Here is a 21,963-nt window from a genome sequence, read left to right as displayed (position 1 = left end):
CTGCTTACCAGGGCAGCGGGGCCTTTTCGCCGTTGGCGTGCTCGCCGTAATACAGCGATGGTAAAAAGCGCGACAGATAGGTAAATTCGCTGTAGCAATGGCGCAGCAAATTGAGGCCCAGTACGTCGGGCACGTCGCGCACGGGATCGAGGCTGTTGCGTCCCAGCAGGAAGCGGCTGCGCAGCACGCAGCCCGTGGGCGTGTCGCGTGTCAAATGCAGCATTTCGCCGTCGAGCGGATCACCCTGCGGGTCCAGTTGCACGTGCTCGCCAAAGCCGATGCGCGCGCAGATGGCGGCCGACAGGGCGCCGCTGTTCTTGGCCAGTTGCAGTTGCGCCGGGTCAAATACTTCCTTCGGATCATGGAACTTCAGCTTGGCTTTCACGGGCGCAATGTCGCCCAAGGACTCCACCGCTTCGATCGAAGCGCCGTAATAACTCTTTCCCTTTTTCCACGCGCTGTTCCAGCCGTGATGGGCCACGTGGTCGTGCGGATGCCACCACTTGATGTGCTGCGTCGTCTCGAAAAACGTAAACCACCAGTCCAGCATGCGCCCACTGCAGCCATGCAGTTCCGTGCGCGCCGCCACCAGCAGGCAACCGTCTTCCAGGCGCGTGATGCCCGTTTCCAGGTGCAGGGGAAACGGGTCGAGCAAGTCGCCCGTGTTGGTGATGCTCCATGGGAATTCAATATGCTGCGTCATGTCGTTCTCCTTTGTTAGGGTGCGACAATTATATATTAAAGAAACATATAACGTTTCCTAAATGTGTTTCAGTGTAGAATTGCCCATCGATCAAGACTGGAGCCGGCATGCAGGATGAAGAAAGCAAGGCCTTGCGTGGGCGGGGCCGTCCGGCCCGTCCGCCCGAGGAAGCGCGCGAGGCGGCCGTGCAGGCGGCCACCTGGCTGCTGCTGCACGAAGGCTATGCGGCCACGACCATGGAAGCGGTGGCGCGCCACGCGGGCATGGCAAAAAAGTCGCTGTATCAATATGCGGCCAACCGTGAGGAACTGGTCGCCCTGGTGGTGCGCGGCTGGACGGATGCCTTCCTGCCGGCCATGGCGCACGATGCGGCCGCGCCCGGCGAAGTGCTACCCTTGTTGAAAGAGATCTTGCAGGCGATGGCGGCGCGCGTGCTGACGGCGGACGCCGTCGGGCTGTTTCGCTTGCTGTGCACGGAGTTTCCCGCCCGCGCGGATTTGCTGGCCGTGTATCAGCGCAACGGCATCGAGCGGGGCACGGCCCTGCTGGCCGAGTGGTTGCAGCGCCAGGCAGCGCGCGGCCACGTGGTGCTCGGCGACGCATCCGAACTGGCCGGCTTGCTGCTGGCCATGGTGATTGCCGAGCCGCTGCGGCAGATGGCGCTGGGCTTGCTGGCGCCCGTGCCCGCCTGGGATGCTGCTTCCCGTATCGATGCGGCGCTGCGATTGCTCGGCGGCCAGTCGTTCAAGGTGGCTGGTGCTTCAGCGCTTCGCGGTAGCTGAGCGGCGATAGTTGCTGGCGGTGCGCGTTGGCAAACGCCGTCACCGCTTCGGGCGCGTGGCGCGCGTAATCGCGCAGGGCCCAGCCGATGGCCTTGCGGATGAAAAACGCGTCTTCATGCGCCAGCGCCAGGGCCGCGTCAAATAGCCAGGCGGCATCCGTGTCGCCGCGCCAGCCCAGCTGGTGCAGCATGGCGATGCGGCGCAGCCAGAAGTCTTCGTGCTGCAAGGCCGGGACCATATGCGCATGGACATCGCCGCCGCGCCGCAGTTCCGCCTGCAGCACGTCGCCGACGATGCCTGCCATGCCGTCGACGCTGTCCCACCAGGCGCGCTGGCGCGCCAGGCCGAGCAGGGCGGGGAGGTGACCGATGCTCAGCTGGCGCCAGTGCAGGGCCAGCATGTCGAGCGCCACGTGCTGGTATTCGCGCTGCGGCTGCTGCCACAGCCGCTGCGCATGTTCCAGCAGCGTATCGGCATCGAGGCCTTTCAAGCCCGCCAGCAAGTCCCTGGCGGCCAGCCGCCGCTGCGGTGCCGCCACACCCAGGAACACGAACTGGTCGCGCATGTAGGCCTGCATAGGCGCCGCGCGGCCCGGTTCGGCAGCCGCTTCGAGTGCAATTTTTAAACCCGCGTGCAAGTCCATGCTGTTTCCCCATGTTCAGGCGTAAAAAAGGCGCTCCGTGGAGCGCCTTTTCATCTTCATCCGATATTACTGGATTTTTGCCTTCTTCATCAACTCATCGCGGTAAGCGGCGAGTTTCTTCTGTTGCAGCGATTCAGCCACTTGACCCTTGACTTCTTCCAGTGCCGGCAGCTTCGTCGGACGGGTTTCTTCCAGCTTGATCACGTGGAAGCCGAATTGCGATTGCACGGGCGTTTGCGTGACCTGGCCTGGTTTCAGGGCCACCATGGCGTCGGAGAATGGCTTCACGTACGAAGCTGGGCTAGCCCAGTCCAGGTCGCCGCCATTGGCTGCGGAACCGTCTTTCGATACTTTCGCCAGTTCTTCGAACTTGGCGCCGCCTTTCAGCTTGGCGATGATGTCTTTCGCTTCCGCTTCGGTGGCCACCAGGATGTGGCGTGCATGGTATTCCTTGTCGCCGGCCTGTGCCTTGAACTTGTCGTACTCGGCCTTGATTTCAGCGTCCTTGACAGGGTTCTTCTTGACGTAGTCGGCCAGCAGGGCATTGATGATGATGCTTTGACGGGCATTGTCGATCTGCGACTTGATTTCCGCACGCGTGCCGTAGCCTTGCTTGTCGGCTTCCTGGATCAGCACTTCGCGGCCGATCAGGTCTTTCTTGATGGCTTCGCGCAATTGCGGCGAATCGGCTTGCTTGCCTTGGGCGACGACTTGCTTGACGACCTGGTCGACGCGCGACGATGGGATGGCCTTGCCATTCACGGTGGCGACGTTTTGCGCGAACGCAGGGATCGCGACGACGGCGACCAGGGCTAAGATCAGGCGGGCTGGCTTCAAAATCATGTTCATTCCTAATAAGTATACAAAAAACGGTACAAAAGATCGCGACTGCCGTGTAGTGCGCATTCAGGCGCAGAATACACGACCGGCGCCGAAAAGGGCGCCGGGGAGGTCAGTTCTTACTGAACTTTTGCTTTTTTGATCATTTCTTCCTGATACGCTTGCAGTTTCTTTTGCTGCAGCGCTTCGGCGATCTGTGGCTTGACTTCTTCCAGGGTCGGCAGCTTGGCCGCGCGGGTATCGTCCAGCTTGATCACGTGGAAGCCGTTAGGCGTTTGCACCGGGGTGTCGGTGACTTGCCCTTTTTGCAGCTTCACGAAGGCGTCGGAGAACACTTTCGGGAACGACGATGGGGCTGCCCAGTCCAGGTCGCCGCCATTGTCGGCCGAGCCGGCATCTTTCGATTGCTTGGCCAGGTCTTCAAACTTGGCGCCGCCTTTCAGCTTGGCGATGATGTCTTTCGCTTCCGCTTCGGTGGCCACCAGGATGTGGCGCACGTGGTATTCCTTGTCGCCCGTCTGGGCTACGAACTTGTCGTATTCCGCCTTGATTTCAGCGTCGTTGACGGGGTTCTTTTTCAGGTAGTCGCCGACCAGGGCGTTGATGACGATGGCCTGGCGTGCGTTCTCGATTTGCTGCTTGACGGCTGCATCTTTACCGAAACCTTTGTTTTCCGCTTCTTGCATCAGCACTTCACGGCCGATCAAGTCCTTCTTGATCATTTCGCGCAGTTGCGGCGAATCCGGTTGCTGGCCTTGGGCGACGACTTGCTTGACGACTGCATCAACGCGCGACGATGGGATAGGCTTGCCATTAACAACGGCAATATTTTGCGCAAAAACAGGTACCGCGACAACGGCGAGTAGTGCGATCAGCAAGCGGGCTGGCTTAAAAGTCATTATTAAATCCTGTTAGGGAAAGTTTCGTAAAAAACGCATGGAAAGAAATTGATAACATGGCTCGGGTACGCCAAAACACCGTCCTTACACTACTTCGGACGGCGCCAGGGCCACAATCGCCAATGCATGTATCTCATTATGCATCATATCGTGCACGGAATCATACACCAGTCGATGGCGCATGACGAGCCTGAGCCCCTCAAATTGACTAGAAATAATGCGTAGATTGTAATGGCCTCCGCCGGAGGCGGCGCCCGCATGGCCCTGGTGGCGCGCCGAGTCGTCTTCCAGCACGCATTCCAGAGGGGAAAGTGCCGTTTCCAGGCGGGTACGGATGCGCTGCATGCGCGTTGTCGTGTCGTTCGTCATCATGCGTCTTCCTTGATATGTTTGGCCAGGAACAGGGTTTGCGCCACGATGAAGGCAAAGAAGATGCCCGTCGCGCCAAACGCTTTAAAACTGACCCAGGCGGCCATGTCGCCCTTGTACAGCACGAAGGCGACGAACAAATTGAGCGCGCCGATGGCGCCAAAGAAAATGATCCATGCCGCCAGCAACTGGTTCCAGACGGCATCAGGCAATTGCACTTGCGCTTCCATGGTCTTGCGGATCAGGTTTTTCTTGAAACCCACGTGGGCGATCAGCAGGGCCAGACCGGACAGCCAGTAGATCAGGGTCGGCTTCCACTTCAGGAAAAAATCGTCATGCAGGTAAATGCTGGCGCCGCCGAACACGACAAAGATGAACAGCGACAGCCACAGCATGCCGTCCACCTTGCGCCCGCGCAGCAGCAGATAGCTGACCTGGCAGGCGGTGGCGACGATGCCGACCAGGGTGGCGAGTATCCATGGCGCCTGGTCAGCCTTGATCAGGCCGCCAGACACGAAGCCGGACAAATATTGCTGCACGAAATCGTGCGTAGCCGCTTCATACATGCCGCCCAGTTTAAAAGCGGCGAAGAAGGCGATCAGGGGGAATAGGTCGAATAGAAATTTCATGGCGAGACTTTACACTGGTCTTATTAAAATCATCTTAGGAATGGCTTAGGAGCAACCGTGGCGCTCCCAGGCTATACCGGTGTCTCAAGGCTGCGGATCGAAGCGCAAGGAAGCCGAATTGATGCAATAGCGCAAGCCGGTCGGCGGCGGGCCGTCCGGGAAGACGTGGCCCAGGTGGGCGTCGCAGACGGCGCAGACGATTTCCGTGCGCAGCATGCCGTGGGTACGGTCGACAATCTCCGTCACGTTGGCCGGGTCCAGGGCCTGGAAATAGCTGGGCCAGCCGCAGCCGGAATCGAATTTCGTGTCCGACGCGAACAGGGGCGTGTTGCAGCAGACGCAGGTGTAGATGCCGTGTGCATGGTGGTCCCAGAACTTGCCCGTGAAGGCCCGTTCCGTGGCCGCGTGGCGCGTGACTTCGTACTGCATGGAATCGAGCATGGCGCGCCATTCGGCATCGGTTTTCTTGACTTTATTGGTGGTCATAATGACTCCTTAGGATGAGCAGCTGACTTCAAGGTGGCTGGCCCAGTCGGGCGGCAGGGCCGCATAGTGCTGGTGTTCTGGCTGTTCGTCAAATGGCTTTTGCAATATTTCCAGCAATTTCGCCACTTCCGTGGTGTCTTGCTGCTGGGCTTTTTCGATGGCCACTTGCGCCAAGTAGTTGCGCAGCACGTATTTCGGGTTGACGCCGTTCATGGCCGCTTGCCGCTCAGCATCGACGCTGTGCTCCAGCAACAGGCGCGCGCGGTATCGTGCCGCCCACGCATCGAAGGCGGGGCGGTCGATGAACAGGTCGCGCAGCGCCGTGTCGTGCGCGGGCTCCGCCACCTGCAGTGTCGCCAGGGCGCGGAAGAAGTTGGTGAAATCCACGTGATTGGCTTGCATCAGCGCAAACATGCTGTCGAACAGCGCCGTATCGTCGTCCTGGCTCGTCTGCAAGCCCAGCTTGGCGCGCAGCAAGGCATTCATCTTCTCCGCAAAGGCAGGTTGGTAGCTGTCCAGCGCCGCCTGCGCCAGTTCCACTTCGCCGATCAGCGGCAGCAGGGCCTGGCCCAGCGCATAGCAATTCCAGTGGCCCACCTGCGGCTGGTTGGCGTAGGAATAGCGGCCCTGCTGGTCCGTATGGTTGCAGATGTGTTCTGCGTCAAACGCTTCCATGAAGCCGAACGGGCCGTAATCGAGCGTCAGGCCCAGGATCGACATATTGTCCGTATTCATCACGCCATGCATGAAGCCCACGGCTTGCCATTGCGCGATCATGTGCGCCGTGCGCACGCACACTTCGGCCAGCAAGGCTTGATACGGATTTGCCGCAGCGCGCAAATGGGGATAAAAGCCATCGATGACGTAATCGGCGAGGATTTTCAGCTCGTCCGGTTTCTTGCGGTAAAACCAGTGCTCGAACGAGCCGAAGCGCACGAAAGTGGGCGCCATGCGCGTGACGACAGCCGCCGTCTCGACCGTTTCGCGCATGATGCCTTGCTGCGAACCCATGATGGACAGCGCGCGCGAGGTGGGAATGCCCAGCGCCGCCATGGCTTCCGAGCACAGGAATTCGCGGATGGATGAGCGCAGCACGGCGCGTCCGTCGCCCATGCGTGAATACGGCGTGGCGCCGGCGCCTTTCAGCTGCAGCTCCATCGGGCCGTGTTCGGTGGCGATATCGCCCAGCAAGATGGCGCGGCCATCGCCCAGCTGGCCGGCCCAGACGCCGAACTGGTGGCCCGAATACACGGCCGACAGGGGCAGCGAGCGCTCGGCCACGGTATTGCCGATCAGCAGCTCCACATAATCGGCTTGCGCCAGGCGCGCGGCATCGAGGCCGATCAGGCTTGCTGCCGGCGCGCTGGCGGCGACAAAGTAGGGTGCGGGCAGGGGCGTGGGCATCAGCCGCGTATAGAACGCGGGTGGCAATGTCGCAAAGGCATTGTCCAGTGGTAAGGTATGAGCGGTGATGGCGATTCCATTCAAGTAGATGCGCCGGCAAGGTGCGCCAGGCTGGAACCCGATTTTACCGCACGGCGCGAAGGTGCGTACCGGACGCCGGCAGTGCAAAAAACGGAATCAAAAATTCCATGCTGCATTGCAATATCGAAATGCGTTGACGATTTCCGCACGACCGTACGAAACTAGGGAAAATCTTTTAATTCCTACAATAACCGAGTAGCCACCCCAGGAGACACGATGTCGGCATTTCCCTTGAGTCCAGTGATGGGCCAGATGATGAATCAGCCCCTGCTGATTTCCAGCATTATCGAGTTTGCAGCGCGTCATTATGCAGGCAGCGAAATCATTTCGCGGCGGGTGGAGGGCGATATGCACCGCTACACCTACCGCGATTGCCACCAGCGCGCGCGCCGCCTGGCCAATGCACTGCATGGCCTCGGCGTCGGCATGGGCGACCGGGTTGCCACGCTGGCCTGGAATGGCTACCGCCACCTGGAAGCCTACTATGCCGTGTCCGGCTCGGGTGCCGTGCTGCACACCATCAATCCGCGCCTGTTTCCCGACCAGATCGCCTACATCTCGAATCACGCGGAAGACCAGGTTCTGCTGTTCGATCTGACCTTTTTGCCCGTGGTGGAGAAAATCGCCGCCGACTGCACTTTTGTGCGTCATTTTGTCCTGATGTGCGACCGCGAGCGCATGCCTGCCAGCAGCAGCATCCCCGACCTGCTGTGCTATGAAGACTTGATCGCCACGCATTCCGACGATTACACCTGGCCCCTGTTCGATGAAAATGCGGCCGCTACCCTGTGCTATACGTCCGGCACGACGGGCAATCCGAAGGGCGCCCTGTATTCGCACCGCTCGACCGTGCTGCACGCGTATGCCTCGGCCATGCCCAGCGGCCTGAACGTGCGCGCCTCCGACACGGTGCTGCCCGTGGTGCCGATGTTCCACGTGAACGCATGGGGCTTGCCGTATTCCGTGCCCCTGTCCGGCGCGCGCATGGTCTTTCCCGGCGCGGCGCTCGATGGCAAGTCGCTGTATGAATTGTTCGAGGCGGAAAAAGTGACCTTCTCGGCCGGCGTGCCCACCGTCTGGCTGGGCTTGTTGAACCATGCGCTGCAGAATAACCTGAAGTTTTCCACCTTCCGCCGCACGGTGATCGGCGGCGCCGCGTGCCCGCCAGCCATGATGGATACCCTGATCGACAAGTTCGACGTCGAGGTCATCCACGCCTGGGGCATGACGGAAATGTCGCCGCTGGGCACGGCGGGCGGCCTGCAGACCAAGCATCTGGATTTGCCGAAGGACGAACAGCGCAAGATCCTGCAAAAGCAGGGCCATGCGATCTACGGCGTGGACATGAAGATCGTCGATGACGACGGCAAGGAGTTGCCGTGGGATGGCGTTGCCTACGGCCATTTGCTGGTGAAAGGGCCGTGGATCATCTCGTCGTACTACAAGAACGAGGGCGGCGACGTGCTGCAGGATGGCTGGTTCCCCACGGGCGACGTGGCCACCATCGATGCGGATGGCTACATGCAGATCACCGACCGCAGCAAGGATGTGATCAAGTCGGGCGGCGAGTGGATCGGCACCATCGACTTGGAAAACCTGGCCATGGCCCATCCGGCCGTGCTGCAAGCGGCCTGCATCGGCGTCTTCCACCCGAAATGGGATGAGCGGCCCGTGCTGGTGGTGGTGTTGCGTCCCGGCATGACGGTCACGCGCGAGGTTTTGTTGCAGTTCTTCGAGGGCAAGATCGCCAAGTGGTGGACGCCGGACGACGTGCTGTTCATCGACGCCTTGCCCATGGGCGCCACGGGCAAGATCCAGAAGAACAAGCTGCGCGAGCAGTTCAAGGGGCACAAGCTGCCGGGGATGTAGCAGTTTGTGCGAGATCGATGAAGCGGGCGGGTTTAGTGAATCGCCTCCTATCGAGTGGCACCTGTTATGCTTGCCCGGCTGGTACAAAGTTCAAGAGTCCGCCTGTAAATCTACTTTGTTTTATGTTTTTATTAATGACGGCAATCGCATGGAATAAACAGTTCAATCATATTAAAGTGTCCGCGGCTAATTGTTTGCGATTTATATTGCTTTGCGATATAAAATCAAGTTAATTATTATATGACTCTATAGCCTTTTTTTCGGCCTCGTGTTGTTTTTGTTGATTATTGATGGAATTTATTTTTAATGAAAATAGTTGCTAGTCATTTGCGAGATGAGGCTACTAGACGACGGGATGTCGAGGAAAAAGACATTTTTGGTCGTAGTGCGGCTTTGTTGCAAAAATCGTTCACAACGGCCTCCGAAGCGCGTCTCGCGTAAACTGACGGCATGAGTGCACCTGCAAAACTTAAGTATCGAACGACCAACTGGAAAGCGTACAACGCAGCATTGAAGACGAGTGGCTCGTTGCTCATCTGGCTGGACAAGGACATGTGCTGGCATGGCAATGCTAGCGGCAAGCGCGGCCGCAGTCCCAAGTACAGTGAGGCGGCGATTCAATTTTGTCTGACCATCAAGGGCCTTTTCAACTTGGCGTTACGCCAGGCGATGGGAATGGCGCAGAGCCTGCTCAAGCTTGCTGGCCTGGACTGGGAAGTACCTGATTTTAGTACCGTCAGCCGCCGCCAGAAGCATCTTGCAGTGACAATTGAGGCGCGGCCGACGACGACAGGATTGCACCTTTTGGTCGACAGCACGGGCATCAAAATGCTCGGCGAAGGTGAGTGGAAAACCAAGAAGCATGGGGCCGACTACCGCCGACAGTGGCGCAAGGTCCACTTGGGCATCGACGCGAGCACGCTGGAAATCCGAGCCATCGAGGTGACTGACAACGCCACCGGCGACGCGCCAATGTTACCGTGCTTGCTCAACCAAATTGCTCAAGATGAAAGCATCGCCAGCGTTAGCGGTGACGGGGCCTACGACACCAAACTCTGTCATGAAGCTATTGCCCGGCGTGGCGCAGAAGCAATTATCCCGACCCGCAAAAACGCTAAGCCATGGAAAGACCGACGTCCAGGTGCAGAAGCGCGCAACTTCATTCTCGCCGCTACTCGCCGACTCGGTCGCAAAATATGGAAGAAGTGGACCGGCTATCATCGACGCAGTCTGGTTGAAACCAAAATGCGTTGCTTCAAGCTACTCGGCGAGCGGGTGATGGCCCGCGACTTCGACCGACAGGTAGCCGAGCTGCAGGTTCGTGCCGCCATCCTAAATCGCTTCACCCGATTGGGCACGCCTACAACGGTGGCCATACCATAAATCCGTCTGGGGTTTGGGGTTTTACGCGCTTAGCTTATTTGTGCAACAAAGTCCATTAGATTGACAAAAGGTTATAGAAATAAAATAAGGGCATATAAGCATCTATTTAGTAAAAGCATGATTGAAGCTGGCGATGCAAAAAAATCCAAGGGCACTTGAAATTTGCAGAGTATGTGGAGAAGAAATCAAATAATGAACTTCTGGATTAGCAATTTCTCCATCGATTTTCGTTTCTGGTTAAGTGGATTTTTACTATAGGACGAATTTATAATTCCCTTCATTTTCTATAAATTCGATTTGTTAAGGAAATTATTTTTTAGTCATTTTTGATTATTTATCTCGTTGTGGCTGTACGGAATGTAGGTTGTCTAATAGATGGATGTTTATTTCGCAAACAACAATAAAAATTTGGCCGAAGCAGCACCATCGAACTCTTCGTCAACAAACTTATGTTATCAAAATTGTCAACGTGCTGTTCAGATGGAGCACTAATTGTCGGTAATGCATTAAAAAAGTGTAGTACGTGTTTTGAATGATCCAACTCCAAGCTGAATAGCAGATCGCTATTTCAGGCCGCCTGCGGCAGCGCCGCCCCCAGCTTTTCCAGCAAATGATCGCACTGGAAGACCGACAGGGTCTGGCGCTGCGCATCCGTGCCGACATCGATCATTTCATCCATTTCGCTGCGCAAGTCGTCGTGCGTGCCCGTGCGGATGATTTGCGGCGCCGCAAAGCGCTGGCTGTCGGAAATGGTCATGATGTTGTCGACATGGTCGACAAGAAAGCCGTAGCGCTCGCTACCCCTTTCCACGATGAGGATCTTGCCGGCGCTCGCGTCAGGTAGGGCCGGCATGGCGTACAGCTGGCGCAAGTCGATGATGCTGATCATTTGCTGGCGCAAGTTGAGCATGCCGCGCATGCAGGCCGGCATGCCTGGTGGCGTGGTGATGGCGCCGCTGAAATCGATGATTTCGCGCACCTGCCCGATTTCCACGGCGAAGCGGGTTTCCACGGTAAACGTGATGTAGACGCGGCGCTGCGCCTTGCGCGTGGCGGCGGTGGCCGTTTCCGCGTCGTTTGGATACAGGCGCTTGTGGCCGTCACGCATCTCGACGATCTCCGCCTGCGACAGGATGCCCTTGTGGTCGAGGAAAATGATGTCGCCCAGGCCCTCTTTCGTGATGCAGCCGGCGAACATGGCCGCGCGCGCCTTGCTCAGCAAGGGAATCGGCAGCACGTCGTCGCCAAAGAAATGCACGATGCTGTCGACGGAATCGACGAGAAAACCGATGCTCGTGTCAGCCAGGCGCACGACGATGATGCGCTGCTCACTGGTCGCCGCCTTGGCCCCGTTGCCGGCCCCGGCCGCTTGCAGCAGGGTGCCGAAATCGACGACGGCCACCTGGCTGCCACGAAAATGCATGCGGCCAAGGCACAGTTCGCTATTCAGCAGGGAGCTGTGCAGTTCCGGCACCCGGATGATTTCCTGGATGGCCAGCATTTCGAAGGCAAACGTGGCGCCGGCCGCGTGAAAGCTGACGCACTGCCGGCGTTCGCTTTGCGCGTGGTAGCGGGCCGTGCTCAGTTTGGCGCCCGTCGCCTGCAGGGCCAGCACATGGGGCACGTTTTCGATGCGCAGCAGGGCGTGCGGGTCGAGGATTTGCAGCAGGCGCGCGCCGCCATCGAGCAAGATCGTGCCGGCGATGACGGCGTGCGCGTCGCCGGCCGCATACTGCAGGGCGCTGCGCGCGCTGGCGGGCACGCGCAGGATCTCCCCCGTATCCTGGAAGACGATGCCGATCAGCACTTGCTGAAAGTCGAGGATGGCGATCTTGTCGGTGGCCACGGCGCGCGGCGCATCGGCGTGGAACAAACGGCCCAGGTTGACCACCGGAATGACACTGCCGCGCAAGGTGAACATGCCTTCCAGATACGCGGGCGACAGGGGCAGGGCGGTGACTTTCGCGGGGTAGTTCACCACTTCGCGGATGCAACTGGCGGGCAGGGCGAATTCATCGTCGCCCAGATGGAAGGAACCGAACAGTTCGGTGGCGCCCTCGCGCTCACCCTTGTGCCCTTCATGCATATCCATATGCGCCTTCCTTGCGTGGAGTCAAGCCGGGTTGCGTCACCACATCGGTGACGGCGTAGCTGTGGTGGGCGCAATCGATCAGCAACTGGCGCCCGTGGCGTCCGCCCAGCGCGCAAAAACTGACGTGCAAGCCGCACTGGTCCAGGTATTTTTGCGCCGCTGCCGCGTTTTGCCGCCCCACCTGCAGGCGGCCATGGCCGTTATCGGGGCCGAACATGCTGGCGCCGCCCGCCAGCACCACGTCGATATCGGCGTAATCGGCCTCGCGCACGCCCATCAGGCGCAGCAGCGAGGGCACAGCTTGGCTCACATAGCGTGCCCCAGGCTGCTGTCGGCGCCCGGCGCTTCCGGCAGCAAACAATGGGCAAGGCCGCAGCAGGGGCCGTTCTTCCAGATGAAACCGATGCCGATGCAGGAGCCCAGCAGCGCCTGCAGCTGTTCGCCGTGCGTGCCCACGCTAAGTTGCCCCATGCCAACCAGGTGCAGCGGCGGCGCGTCCGCCAGAGTGTGCGTGTGGATCATGCCGCCCCCGCCTTATAAATCATGGGAAACTCGAATTGATAGCCGGTGCCGAGGCGGGCGATGGTTTCCGACTCGCCCAGGATCAGCCTGCCTTCATCCTTGAGGCTCAAGCGCGCCTGGCGCAGCACCGTTTCCTGGTGCCCGGCATCGAAGTAAATCAGCACATTACGCAGGAACACCAGGTCGAACTGGCGGGCCGGGCGCAGCGCTTCCAGCAAATTGTGCTGCGCAAAGCTGGCGTGTTGCCGCAGTTCCTCGTTGACCTTGAGGCCATACGGCGAAGGCGTGAAATATTTGCGCAGCAAGTCCGGGTGCGACAAGCGGATGCGCTCGACGGAGCGCCCGCTGTACTGGCCCACCTTGGCCGCGGCGAGGATGTGCTGCGAAATGTCGCTGGCCAGGATCTGGTAGCGGAAAGCGGGCGTTTGCAGCCTGAATTGCTCGCACAGCATGGCGATCGAATACAGCTCTTCGCCACTGGCGGCCGCCGCCGACCAGACTTCCAGGCAGCCACCCGGATGCGCGCGGGCCCAGGCGGGCAGGTAGCGGTCGCGGAAGTAATCCCAGATCGATGGCGTGCGGAAAAACAGCGTGTCGTTGGTGGTCACCAGGTCGATGAAATGGGCCACCTCGTCGCGGTCGCTGCTGACGCGCTCCAGGTAAGCCTGGTAGCTGGGCAGGGACAGCGCCTGCAGCCGTGGCTGCAAGCGCCGCTCCAGCAGCACGCTCTTGCGCGCCGTCATGGCGATGCCCGTATGCTCGCGCACCAGCGCGATCAGGCTCGTCAGCACCTCGGGCGTCAAGGTGGCCGCGTGGCTCATGGCTTACACCACGAAGCCGGAGACAGTCTGGTTCAGGCTGCCCGCGCGCTCGTTCAGCCCATCCGTGGAGCGGGCGATGCTGTCGCAGTTGGCCGCCGACTTTTCCGTTTCCTCGGCGATGTACTGGATCGCCGTCGATACTTCGCGCGCCGTCAGCAGCTGTTCGTTGGCCGCCTTCGAGATATCCGAGATGGCCAGGGTGGTCTTCGCCACGCCCGAGACGATCTTGTCGAAGGCATCGCTGGCCTGGCGCGAAATCTCGCTGCCGGTGGAGACGCGCTTGACGGATTCGTTGATCAGCTTGGAAATCTCTTTGGTTGCCTGCGAGGAACGTTCGGCCAGCTTGCGCACTTCGTCGGCGACGACGGAAAAGCCCAGGCCGTGCTCGCCCGCGCGCGCCGCCTCGATGGCCGCATTGAACGCCAGCATATTCGTCTGGTTGGCGATCTCGCTGATGACCTTGACGATTTCGCCGATGTCTTCCGACGAGCGGTTGATCAAGTCCATCGCCTCGATCGATTTGGCGACGGCGCGCGCGCCCGCTTCCGCTTCCTGCTGCGTGGCTTTGGCCAGGAAATCGGCATTCGAGGTGTTTTCCGCGATGGAATTGATGGAAAACGTCAGGCCATCGATGGAAGCGTTCATTTCTTCCACCGTGGCGCCCAGCGCCTGCGTGCCCACGGCCACGCCCGTTGCCCGCTCGGCGATGGCGTGCGAGGCGTCGGCAAAGCCGTTGGCCGCCGAGACCACGTTGCCGATCACGCCGCGCAAGTCGACGATCATCTTGCTGATGCCACCGGCCAGCAAATCGATCGGCTCGTCGCCTTCGGGCACGATATTGCAGGTCAGGTCGCCTTGCGCCGCGCGCGCCACGGAGTCGAGCAAGGCATTGACCTTGCGGCTGTCGTTGGCGGCACTGGCCTGGATGCTGTTTTCCAGGTTCACCTGTTCGCTGATGTCGATGGCGAACTTGACCACTTTATAGGGCTTGCCGTTCAGGTCGAGGATGGGGTTGTAGGTGGCTTGTATCCACACCACCTTGCCATGGTTGCCCAGGCGCTTGTAGCGGCCCGCGTCGAATTCGCCCCGGTTCAGTTTTTGCCAGAATTTCTTGTACTCGGCGCTGCTGGCATACTCGGGCTCGCAGAAGGTGCGGTGGTGCTCGCCCATGATATCGCTCAAGTCATAGTCCATGACGGCGAGGAAATTCTCGTTCGCGTCCAGCACATTGCCCTGCATGTCGAATTCGATCACGGCCTGCGCCTTGCCGATGGCGCTGACCTTGCCTTCGTACTCGGCGTTGCGTTTCTTCAGGGCCGTGATGTCGCTGGCGAACTTGACCACCTTGAAGGGACGGCCTTCAGTGTCGAAGATGGGATTGTAGGTGGCGTTGAGCCAGATTTCGCGGCCGTCCTTGGTGACGCGCTTGTATTCGCCCGCGTCGAACTCGCCCTTGCCCAGTTTTTGCCAGAATTGCGCGTATTCCTCGCTGTTGGCGTAATCGGGCGCGCAAAACATGCGGTGGTGCTTGCCTTCGATCTCTGCCAGCGTGTAGCCGACGGAGGTAAGGAAATTGTCGTTGGCGCGGATGATGGTGCCGTCGAGCCGGAACTCGATCACGGCCTGGGCCTTGCTGATGGCGTCGATCTTGCCTTCGTAATCGGCATTGCGGCGCTTGCTGGCCGTGATGTCGGTGGCAAACTTGATGACTTTGTACGGCTTGCCATCGGCATCGAGGATGGGGTTGTAGGAAGCGTTGATCCACACTTCGCGCCCATCCCTGGTGCGGCGCTTGTATTCGCCCTGGTCGAATTCGCCGCGGCCCAGCTTGGCCCAGAAGTCGGCATATTCGGCCGTTTTCACATACTCGGGGTCGCAGAAGATGGCATGGTGCTTGCCTTGCACCTCGGCCAGGGTATACCCGACGACGCGCAGGAAATTGTCATTCGCATGCAGGATGGTGCCGTCGAGTTCGAATTCGATGACGGCCTGGACACGGTTCAATGCAGTATTTATCGCTTGTAAGTCCAGATCCTGGGAGTGGCTGACATGGCTGGCTGCGTCCATAGTATTTCCTTCAGTGTGAGAAGAGAAAGGGGTGGCGATAATACTGACAGCTAATGACGATATAAAACGCTTGCACAATTACCCGGAAAGGGCGGATGTGATAATTGGTGAGAATCTGCACGATATAACAAAATCGAACATGGCGTTATCCGGCGGCATTGGTACATAATATTAAATCAGTTGCAGAGTATTGATTTGAATCAATAATTTTATTATTCCTCAGCGCCACGAGAAAGACAAGGGGCTTGAATAAATAATGCTGAAAGTGTCGCCCGTGGCCTGCGCATGGATAGAAAGGCATATTCAGAAGATTACAAAATGGTGTTTTATTTGTTGTGTTTTATTTATTTAAATGAATATGTTATCGATAGTTGCTGGCCCTTTTTTTCGAGGGGGCCGCCGGCCGGCGCGGGCGATGTTGCACCATGATGGCCGGCATCGGCGCCCCGCGCGCCGCGACAAAAATAATACGAGCGTTCTTTTATGCGGTATAGTGAAGCTTCATCCATTGCAACCACCTCATCGCCAAGCAAAAACCAATAAGGAAGAGACATGAGTGCTGAATATCAAGTGAACGGCGCCGTTGCCGTCATTACCCTCGCCAATCCGCCCGTGAATGGCCTGGGCCTGGCTACGCGCACGGCCGCCGTGGCCGGCATCCGCCAGGCGCTGGCGGACGAGGCCGTCAAAGCCATCGTCATCACGGGCGCCGGCAAGGCCTTTTCGGGCGGCGCCGACATCAAGGAATTCAATTCGCCCAAGGCGCTCACGGAACCGACCCTGCACACCCTGATCAACGTCGTCGAGCAATCCACCAAGCCGGTGGTGGCAGCCATCCACAGCGTCTGCATGGGCGGCGGCCTGGAGCTGGCTCTGGGCTGCAACTACCGCGTGGCCGCGCCGGGCGCGCAGATGGCCTTGCCGGAAGTTAAACTCGGCATCTTGCCGGGCGCGGGCGGCACGCAGCGCCTGCCGCGCGTGCTGGGCCTGGAAATGGCCCTCAATATGATCGTCTCGGGCACGCCCGTGGCTTCCGAGAAACTGGCCGGCACGGCCCTGTTCGACGAAGTCATCGCCCCCGGCGCCGATTTGTTGCAAGCTGCCGTGGCCTTCGCCACGAAAGTAGCCGATGTACGCCCGCTGCCGAAGGTGCGCGAGCGCAAGGTCGATTACCCGAACCATGAGGCCTTTTTGCAGTTTTCGCGCAATACCGTCAAAGCCATGTCCGGCCCGTTCCCTGCACCGCTGAAATGCGTCGATGCCGTGGCGGCTGCCGTGACGATGAAATTCGACGAGGGCTTGAAGTACGAGCGCGAACTGTTCATGCAACTGGTGCAGTCGCCTGAATCGAAAGCCTTGCGCCACGCCTTCTTTGCCGAACGCGTCGCCAGCAAGGTGCCGGACGTGCCGTCCGATACGCCCGTGCGCACGATCGCCAGTGCGGCCATCGTGGGCGCCGGCACCATGGGCGGCGGCATCGCCATGAATTTCGCCAACGCGGGCATTCCCGTGATGCTGCTGGAAACAAAACAGGAAGCGCTGGACAAGGGCCTGGCCACCATCCGCAAGAATTACGAGAACACGGTGAAAAAGGGCAAGCTCACGCAAGAGAAGGCCGAGCAGCGCATCGCGCTCGTTTCCGGCACGTTGGCGTATGCCGACATCGCGCAGGCCGACATCGTCATCGAAGCCGTCTTCGAAGAGCTGGGCGTCAAGGAAACGGTCTTCAAGCAGCTCGACGCCGTCATGAAGCCGGGCGCCATCCTCGCCTCCAACACCTCGACCCTGGATCTGGACAAGATCGCCGCGTTCACCCAGCGCCCGCAAGACGTGATCGGCACGCATTTCTTCAGCCCCGCCAACGTCATGAAGCTGCTGGAAATCGTCCGTGGCAAGGAAACGGGCAAGGATGTGCTGGCCACGGCGCTGGCGCTGTCGAAAAAACTGAAAAAGACGGGCGTCGTCTCGGGCGTGTGCGACGGTTTCATCGGCAACCGCATGATCGAGCAGTACAGCCGGCAAGCCGGTTTCTTGCTGGAAGAAGGCTGCTTGCCGGAGCAAGTCGACAAGGCGGTGGAGAAATTCGGCTTCGCCATGGGCCCGTTCCGCATGGGCGACCTGGCCGGCAACGACATCGGCTGGGCCATCCGCAAGCGCCGCTACGTGGAAAAACCGGAAGTGACGTATTCGAAGACGGCCGATTTGCTGTGCGAATTGGGTCGCTACGGCCAGAAGACGGGCGCCGGCTGGTATGACTACAAGGCGGGCGACCGCAAGGCGTATCCGTCCGAGCAGGTGAACGCCATGATTATCCAGCACTCCGCCGACATCGGCGTGGCGCGGCGCAAGATCAGCGACCAGGAAATCGTCGAACGGCTCGTGTATGCGCTGGTCAACGAAGGCGCGCGCATCCTCGAAGAGGGCATCGCCCTGCGCGCATCGGATATCGACATGGTGTATCTGACAGGTTACGGCTTCCCCCTGTTCCGTGGCGGCCCCATGTTCTATGCGGACACGGTGGGCTTGCCGAACGTGCTCGATACGATTGCCGCTTACGCGAAAGGCCGCCACGGCGAGGCGTGGACGCCGGCGCCCCTGCTGGTGAAGCTGGCGGGCGAGGGCAAGGGTTTTAATAGCTAATCCGGCGCTACCGTTGACGCCCGATGTTGTCGGATTACGCGCGGCGTCGCCCCGCTAATCCGCCTACTGAGTAAGAGCGCCTAACAAAACCGCTGAATATATCTCCAGGAGATGAGTATGCAGGCAAGTGACAGGAATGCCTGATGGATATCAGCTCGGCGCTCGTAGCGGATACGCAGGCGGCGGAAACGGTGAAGCCAGCCCAGTGTGCGTTCGACCACCCAGCGCCATTTTCCCAGCCGTTCGCGCGACTCGATACCGTAGCGGGCTATGCGTGGAGCGATGCCACGGCTACGCAACCAGGCCCGATGGGCACGCGAAGCATAGGCCTTGTCGGCATGCAGTTTGGCAGAACGTTTGCGTGGCCGGCCCGCAAGCCCTGCTACTGAAGGGACGGCTTCAAGCAGTGGAATCAGCATGCGGGAATCATGTACCTGAGCCCCCGATATGCTCGCCACCAGAGGCAGTCCGCGTTGATCGACGAGCAGATGGTGCTTACAACCGAGCTTGCCGCGGTCGGTGGGATTGGGGCCGGTATGCTGTCCGCCGAGGGGGGGCACGCTGGCCGAGTCGACACTAGCGCGTTCCCACTGAATCTGGTCGTATTCCCGCAAGTGCTGCAGCATGGCGTCATGGATGCGTTGCCAGCTACCTGCCTGTTGCCAGGCATGTAGACGCCGCCAGCAACTCATGCCGCTGCCGCAACCCAGTTCACGGGGAAGGTATGCCCAAGGCAAACCGGTCTTGAGGACGAACAGGATGCCGGTCAAGGCGGCGCGGTCGTCAATGCGAGGACGCCCGCCTTTGGGAGAAGGACGATGTGCTGGTAGCAAAGGCTGAATCAGCGCCCACAGGTCGTCAGGAAGAAGTGATTTAGCCATGGCGCGGCCCCCCGAAAATGATGTCAGGTGGGTTGGACCAGCTTCGGGGCCGTTTGTTTCTCTGGACGACGTTTTGTTAGGCGTTCTTAAGCCTCGGTGTCGATAGTGTTGCCCAAGGTCGAGGTGGGCGAGCGCGCTGCGCTGTTGCCGGTATCGGTGCCGCTGGCTGGCTGGCTGTCCTGTTTCTGCTGCGCCTGTTGAGCCGCTTGCGCTTGCAATTGCGCGATCAGCGCCTGCAGCAACTGTATCTGCTGCGCCAGTTGCTTCTGCAGCTTTTTCGACGCGTCCGTCTGTTCGCCCTTCTGCGACTCCTTCAACTGCTCTTGCGCCCCCTTGATCTGCTCTTGCAGTGCGGCGATCTGCTTGGCGCTAGTGGATCCGCCGCTGCTGGGGGCCGTGCTCACCGCGCTACCCGAACCAATTGCCGATACCATGATGATTTTCTTTCCTCTGTGTCAATATCGTCATTATCGCAAAATTTCCCATAGATAAACAGGCACACGGGTAATGTCAACTTGATGAACCGGGGCGACGAGTTGTAGAATTCCAAGCGAAATTGCCGTTGATGGGGTAACACGGTGTCACGGATTCGGCGTTTTTTGCTACGTCTGTGACCTCATTCCATGAAAAAAATGCCTGCATACGGACGTGCCGGTACCGATCCGCTGTCAAGCGGTTGCGCTGGCACCGGAAAGTGTTGTTGATCGGGCCATGCGCCGACAAAAAACGCTGAGCTTGGCCAGATGACTCGAAGCGGCGCATCTGTCGTCCTCGTTGCCGCGTCGGTTGATGCGAGAGTTCGGCCCGGTTATTCAGACCCTTGTGCTGGCGATGCTCGACACCCAGCATGATTTGCGTTTTTGCCGCGGCATAGCTCTTTAGCTTGTCAGTGATCAGCACCCCTGGTGTATAACGCAAGCCCTTGAGGAGCTTGCGGAAAAAGCTACTTGCTGCCTGCTGGTTGCGCCGGCTCTGCATCAGGATATCGATCACATGACCGTTCTGATCGACTGCACGCTCATCTGTTGGAGGTGCGTAGAGATGTTTTGTTAGGCGTTCTAAGTCAGCGTAGGTCGGATTAGCGGCGGTACGCCGCGTAATCCGACGCCACTACTACTTCTTCTTCGCCACCATCTTGATTGCCTCGTTGACGATGACGGGGTTGTCTTTCTGGATGTAGTAGCCGGCGCCCGTGATGCGCTCGATGGCCGGCGCGCCGGACAGGCGCTGCCAATCCTTTTCCTGGGCCCGCACCACGTTTTCAAACGAGCCCATTTCCTCGATGCCGAATTTGTCGCGCACCAGCAGCATGGCGGGCACGCGCAGGGGGCTGGCCATGTCGACGTGCTGCAGGCACTGCGTCTGGGCATCGAATTCGGCCGATTCCGTACTGTTGAACATGAGTTTGCGCCGCGTCTTCACGAGCATGGCGTAGGTGGACGCGTCCGTTTGCATCCGGCTCCATTGCTGCGGGTGCGTGGGATCGAGCAGAATCAGGCCGGCCACGTCCTGTGGGTACAGCCTGGCATACACATATTGGTACAGTCCGCCCAAACCATGGCCCACCAGCACATACGGCGGTTTCAGGCCCGCTTGCGCCAGCAGGGCGCGCTGCTGGGCGGCGATGGTGCACGGGTCGCGCGGCGTGGTGGTTTTGCGGCTGTCGCCGTAGCCGGGACGGTCGTAGACGAGCACGCGGTGCTGCTTGGCCACTTCGGGCACCACCTTGGCCCACACATCCTTGCCGTCGCCCATGGCTGACTGGAACACCACGGGCAAGCCGCCCTGGCCACTCAAGGCATAGGCGATGCTGGCGTCGGGCAGGGCGGCCGTGGCGGGCACGCCGGGCGTGGCCGGGGTCGATGGCAACAGGGAGCAGCCGGAAAAACAGCCTGCCAGCAGCAAGCCGGCGCTGGAGAGGAGCATGGTGCGCGCGGGGCGGCCGACGAATAGATGATGCATGAATTTCCTTCTTGGGGCAGAGACCGGGGACCGGTATGGCGTGCCAGCCATTATAGGCAAATCATGGGAAAGTGAAAATGCTGAACAGAACGGGGTTCTCCGTTCTGTTAACCGGCGTCGGTGCGATGGCAGACTGCTTCGATGCGGTTGCCGTCCGGATCGAACAGGAAGGCCGCGTAATAGCTGGCGTGATAGTGGCGCAGGCCGGGCGCGCCCAGGTCGATGCCGCCGTGCGCCAGGCCCGCATGCCAGAACGCTTCCACGGCCGCGCGCGAGGGCGCCTTGAAGCAGCAATGGCGGCGCGGCGCGTCGTCGGGCTGCGGGCCCAGGCGCACGGAAAAATAGCTGCGTTCAGGGTGCTCGGCATCGCTGCGCTCGCCATAGCCGATCCAGGCGTCAGCATGCTCGCTGCCCACCTTGGGCACGCCCAGCGCGGCGAAGATGGCGTCATAGAAGCGTTCGGCGCGTTCCAGGTCGCTGACGGTGAGGGAAACGTGATCAAGCATTGGCACTCCGCTGTAAAAACAAGGACGGCCATAGCATAGCCCGGATCAGGGCGGCCGTGGGCGGGAGTGACCGAGTGATACTGCCGCCGGCCGACTGCCGGTTAAGGGCGGCCAGCGAGCCGCGCCACGATACTGCGGCTCATCAGCTGCACGCGGGGCGCGAACAGCATCACGGCGCAGAAGGCCACGGGCCAGGCGGCAAAGAAGGCATGGCGCCAGCGGGGCAGGAAGTCCGCCTGCAGGCCGATATTGAGCCAGGTGACCCAGGCGCTCATCAGCAGGGTCATCACCAGCGACATCAGGAAGGCGAACGTGCAGCGCAGGCGCAGGGCATCGGACATGGCGTGCTTTCAACATAGTGGAAAGATGCCAGCGTAACGACTT

23 protein-coding genes are annotated in these 21,963 nt (G+C 59.9%); 4 read left to right on the top strand and 19 right to left on the bottom strand.

The window, feature by feature from the left end:
* Positions 1-4: 4 nt before the first annotated feature.
* Positions 5-703, bottom strand: coding sequence for a DAPG hydrolase family protein (locus tag CNX70_RS16345; protein WP_096235568.1), 699 nt, complete (start codon positions 701-703; stop codon positions 5-7).
* A 107-nt stretch (positions 704-810) separates the two neighbouring features.
* Between CNX70_RS16345 and CNX70_RS16340 the strand changes: the two genes are divergently transcribed.
* Positions 811-1,485 carry a TetR/AcrR family transcriptional regulator gene (locus CNX70_RS16340; RefSeq protein ID WP_096235567.1) on the top strand — a complete coding sequence of 225 codons (675 nt, stop codon included), beginning with the start codon at positions 811-813 and terminating at the stop codon, positions 1,483-1,485.
* Here the strand turns inward: CNX70_RS16340 and CNX70_RS16335 are convergent.
* The 7 genes from CNX70_RS16335 to CNX70_RS16305 all read right to left on the bottom strand — a co-directional run bounded on the left by CNX70_RS16335 (position 1,448) and on the right by CNX70_RS16305 (position 6,755).
* Positions 1,448-2,128 (bottom strand): DNA alkylation repair protein, encoded by a 681-nt coding sequence (locus CNX70_RS16335; RefSeq protein ID WP_096235566.1) that lies wholly within the window; start codon positions 2,126-2,128, stop codon positions 1,448-1,450. The genes CNX70_RS16340 and CNX70_RS16335 overlap by 38 nt on opposite strands.
* Positions 2,129-2,194: 66 nt before the next feature.
* Positions 2,195-2,971: a peptidylprolyl isomerase gene (locus tag CNX70_RS16330; protein WP_096235565.1), complete on the bottom strand. Its 777-nt coding sequence runs from the start codon at positions 2,969-2,971 to the stop codon at positions 2,195-2,197.
* 116 nt (positions 2,972-3,087) lie between these two features.
* Entirely contained in the window at positions 3,088-3,867 is a 780-nt protein-coding gene (locus tag CNX70_RS16325) for a peptidylprolyl isomerase (protein ID WP_096235564.1), read from the bottom strand.
* Positions 3,868-3,951: 84 nt separating this feature from the next.
* Entirely contained in the window at positions 3,952-4,239 is a 288-nt protein-coding gene (locus CNX70_RS16320) for a BolA family protein (RefSeq protein ID WP_096235563.1), read from the bottom strand.
* A complete protein-coding gene (locus tag CNX70_RS16315; RefSeq protein ID WP_046682773.1) occupies positions 4,236-4,865 on the bottom strand; it encodes a septation protein A in 630 nt (209 codons plus the stop codon). The genes CNX70_RS16320 and CNX70_RS16315 overlap by 4 nt, the downstream gene beginning before the upstream one ends.
* 84 nt (positions 4,866-4,949) lie before the next feature.
* Entirely contained in the window at positions 4,950-5,351 is a 402-nt protein-coding gene (gene msrB, locus CNX70_RS16310) for a peptide-methionine (R)-S-oxide reductase MsrB (protein ID WP_096235562.1), read from the bottom strand.
* A gap of 9 nt (positions 5,352-5,360) precedes the next feature.
* The gene (locus CNX70_RS16305; RefSeq protein WP_244198826.1) at positions 5,361-6,755 is read right to left on the bottom strand and encodes a protein adenylyltransferase SelO; all 1,395 of its coding nucleotides are present in this window, start codon (positions 6,753-6,755) and stop codon (positions 5,361-5,363) included.
* A gap of 297 nt (positions 6,756-7,052) precedes the next feature.
* Here CNX70_RS16305 and CNX70_RS16300 point away from each other — a divergent pair, with 297 nt between their 5' ends.
* Positions 7,053-8,705, top strand: a complete 1,653-nt coding sequence (locus tag CNX70_RS16300) for a 3-(methylthio)propionyl-CoA ligase (protein WP_096235560.1) — start codon at positions 7,053-7,055, stop codon at positions 8,703-8,705.
* A 450-nt stretch (positions 8,706-9,155) separates the two neighbouring features.
* Positions 9,156-10,088: an IS5 family transposase gene (locus tag CNX70_RS16295; RefSeq protein ID WP_096235559.1), complete on the top strand. Its 933-nt coding sequence runs from the start codon at positions 9,156-9,158 to the stop codon at positions 10,086-10,088.
* Positions 10,089-10,656: 568 nt separating this feature from the next.
* Here CNX70_RS16295 and CNX70_RS16290 read toward each other — a convergent pair.
* Genes CNX70_RS16290 through CNX70_RS16275 form a run of 5 tightly spaced genes read right to left on the bottom strand, consistent with a single transcriptional unit; the run spans position 10,657 to position 15,590 of the window.
* On the bottom strand, positions 10,657-12,180 hold the full coding sequence (locus tag CNX70_RS16290) for a chemotaxis protein CheW (protein ID WP_244198825.1): 1,524 nt from the start codon (positions 12,178-12,180) through the stop codon (positions 10,657-10,659).
* Positions 12,167-12,490, bottom strand: coding sequence for a hypothetical protein (locus tag CNX70_RS28925; RefSeq protein WP_244198824.1), 324 nt, complete (start codon positions 12,488-12,490; stop codon positions 12,167-12,169). Before CNX70_RS28925 ends, CNX70_RS16290 begins: the two co-directional genes overlap by 14 nt.
* The gene (locus CNX70_RS28920) at positions 12,487-12,702 is read right to left on the bottom strand and encodes a hypothetical protein (protein WP_244198823.1); all 216 of its coding nucleotides are present in this window, start codon (positions 12,700-12,702) and stop codon (positions 12,487-12,489) included. The genes CNX70_RS28925 and CNX70_RS28920 overlap by 4 nt, the downstream gene beginning before the upstream one ends.
* Positions 12,699-13,523, bottom strand: coding sequence for a CheR family methyltransferase (locus CNX70_RS16280; RefSeq protein ID WP_096235558.1), 825 nt, complete (start codon positions 13,521-13,523; stop codon positions 12,699-12,701). The genes CNX70_RS28920 and CNX70_RS16280 overlap by 4 nt, the downstream gene beginning before the upstream one ends.
* Positions 13,524-13,526: 3 nt before the next feature.
* Complete coding sequence (locus CNX70_RS16275; protein WP_096235557.1) at positions 13,527-15,590, bottom strand: methyl-accepting chemotaxis protein; 2,064 nt, start codon at positions 15,588-15,590, stop codon at positions 13,527-13,529.
* Positions 15,591-16,142: 552 nt separating this feature from the next.
* Here CNX70_RS16275 and CNX70_RS16270 point away from each other — a divergent pair.
* Entirely contained in the window at positions 16,143-18,230 is a 2,088-nt protein-coding gene (locus CNX70_RS16270) for a 3-hydroxyacyl-CoA dehydrogenase NAD-binding domain-containing protein (protein WP_096235556.1), read from the top strand.
* 80 nt (positions 18,231-18,310) lie between these two features.
* On the opposite strand, the gene CNX70_RS16265 is transcribed toward CNX70_RS16270, so the two are convergent.
* The 6 genes from CNX70_RS16265 to CNX70_RS16240 form a co-directional block, all read right to left on the bottom strand.
* Entirely contained in the window at positions 18,311-19,111 is an 801-nt protein-coding gene (locus CNX70_RS16265; RefSeq protein WP_096235555.1) for an IS5 family transposase, read from the bottom strand.
* 86 nt (positions 19,112-19,197) lie between these two features.
* On the bottom strand, positions 19,198-19,545 hold the full coding sequence (locus CNX70_RS16260; protein ID WP_096235554.1) for a FlxA-like family protein: 348 nt from the start codon (positions 19,543-19,545) through the stop codon (positions 19,198-19,200).
* Positions 19,546-19,621: 76 nt separating this feature from the next.
* Positions 19,622-20,212: a DDE-type integrase/transposase/recombinase gene (locus tag CNX70_RS16255; RefSeq protein ID WP_279629357.1), complete on the bottom strand. Its 591-nt coding sequence runs from the start codon at positions 20,210-20,212 to the stop codon at positions 19,622-19,624.
* 12 nt (positions 20,213-20,224) lie between these two features.
* The gene (locus tag CNX70_RS16250) at positions 20,225-21,073 is read right to left on the bottom strand and encodes an alpha/beta fold hydrolase (RefSeq protein WP_157751062.1); all 849 of its coding nucleotides are present in this window, start codon (positions 21,071-21,073) and stop codon (positions 20,225-20,227) included.
* A gap of 107 nt (positions 21,074-21,180) precedes the next feature.
* Positions 21,181-21,579: a VOC family protein gene (locus CNX70_RS16245; RefSeq protein WP_096235552.1), complete on the bottom strand. Its 399-nt coding sequence runs from the start codon at positions 21,577-21,579 to the stop codon at positions 21,181-21,183.
* Between the two features lie 101 nt (positions 21,580-21,680).
* On the bottom strand, positions 21,681-21,920 hold the full coding sequence (locus CNX70_RS16240) for a DUF2798 domain-containing protein (protein ID WP_096235551.1): 240 nt from the start codon (positions 21,918-21,920) through the stop codon (positions 21,681-21,683).
* Positions 21,921-21,963 lie beyond the last annotated feature (43 nt).

The organism is Janthinobacterium svalbardense (genome assembly GCF_002327145.1).
Taxonomy (GTDB): Bacteria; Pseudomonadota; Gammaproteobacteria; order Burkholderiales; family Burkholderiaceae_D; genus Janthinobacterium; species Janthinobacterium tructae.
Note: the sequence above shows the minus strand (reverse complement) of the source record. Positions and strands in the feature narration are given on the sequence as shown.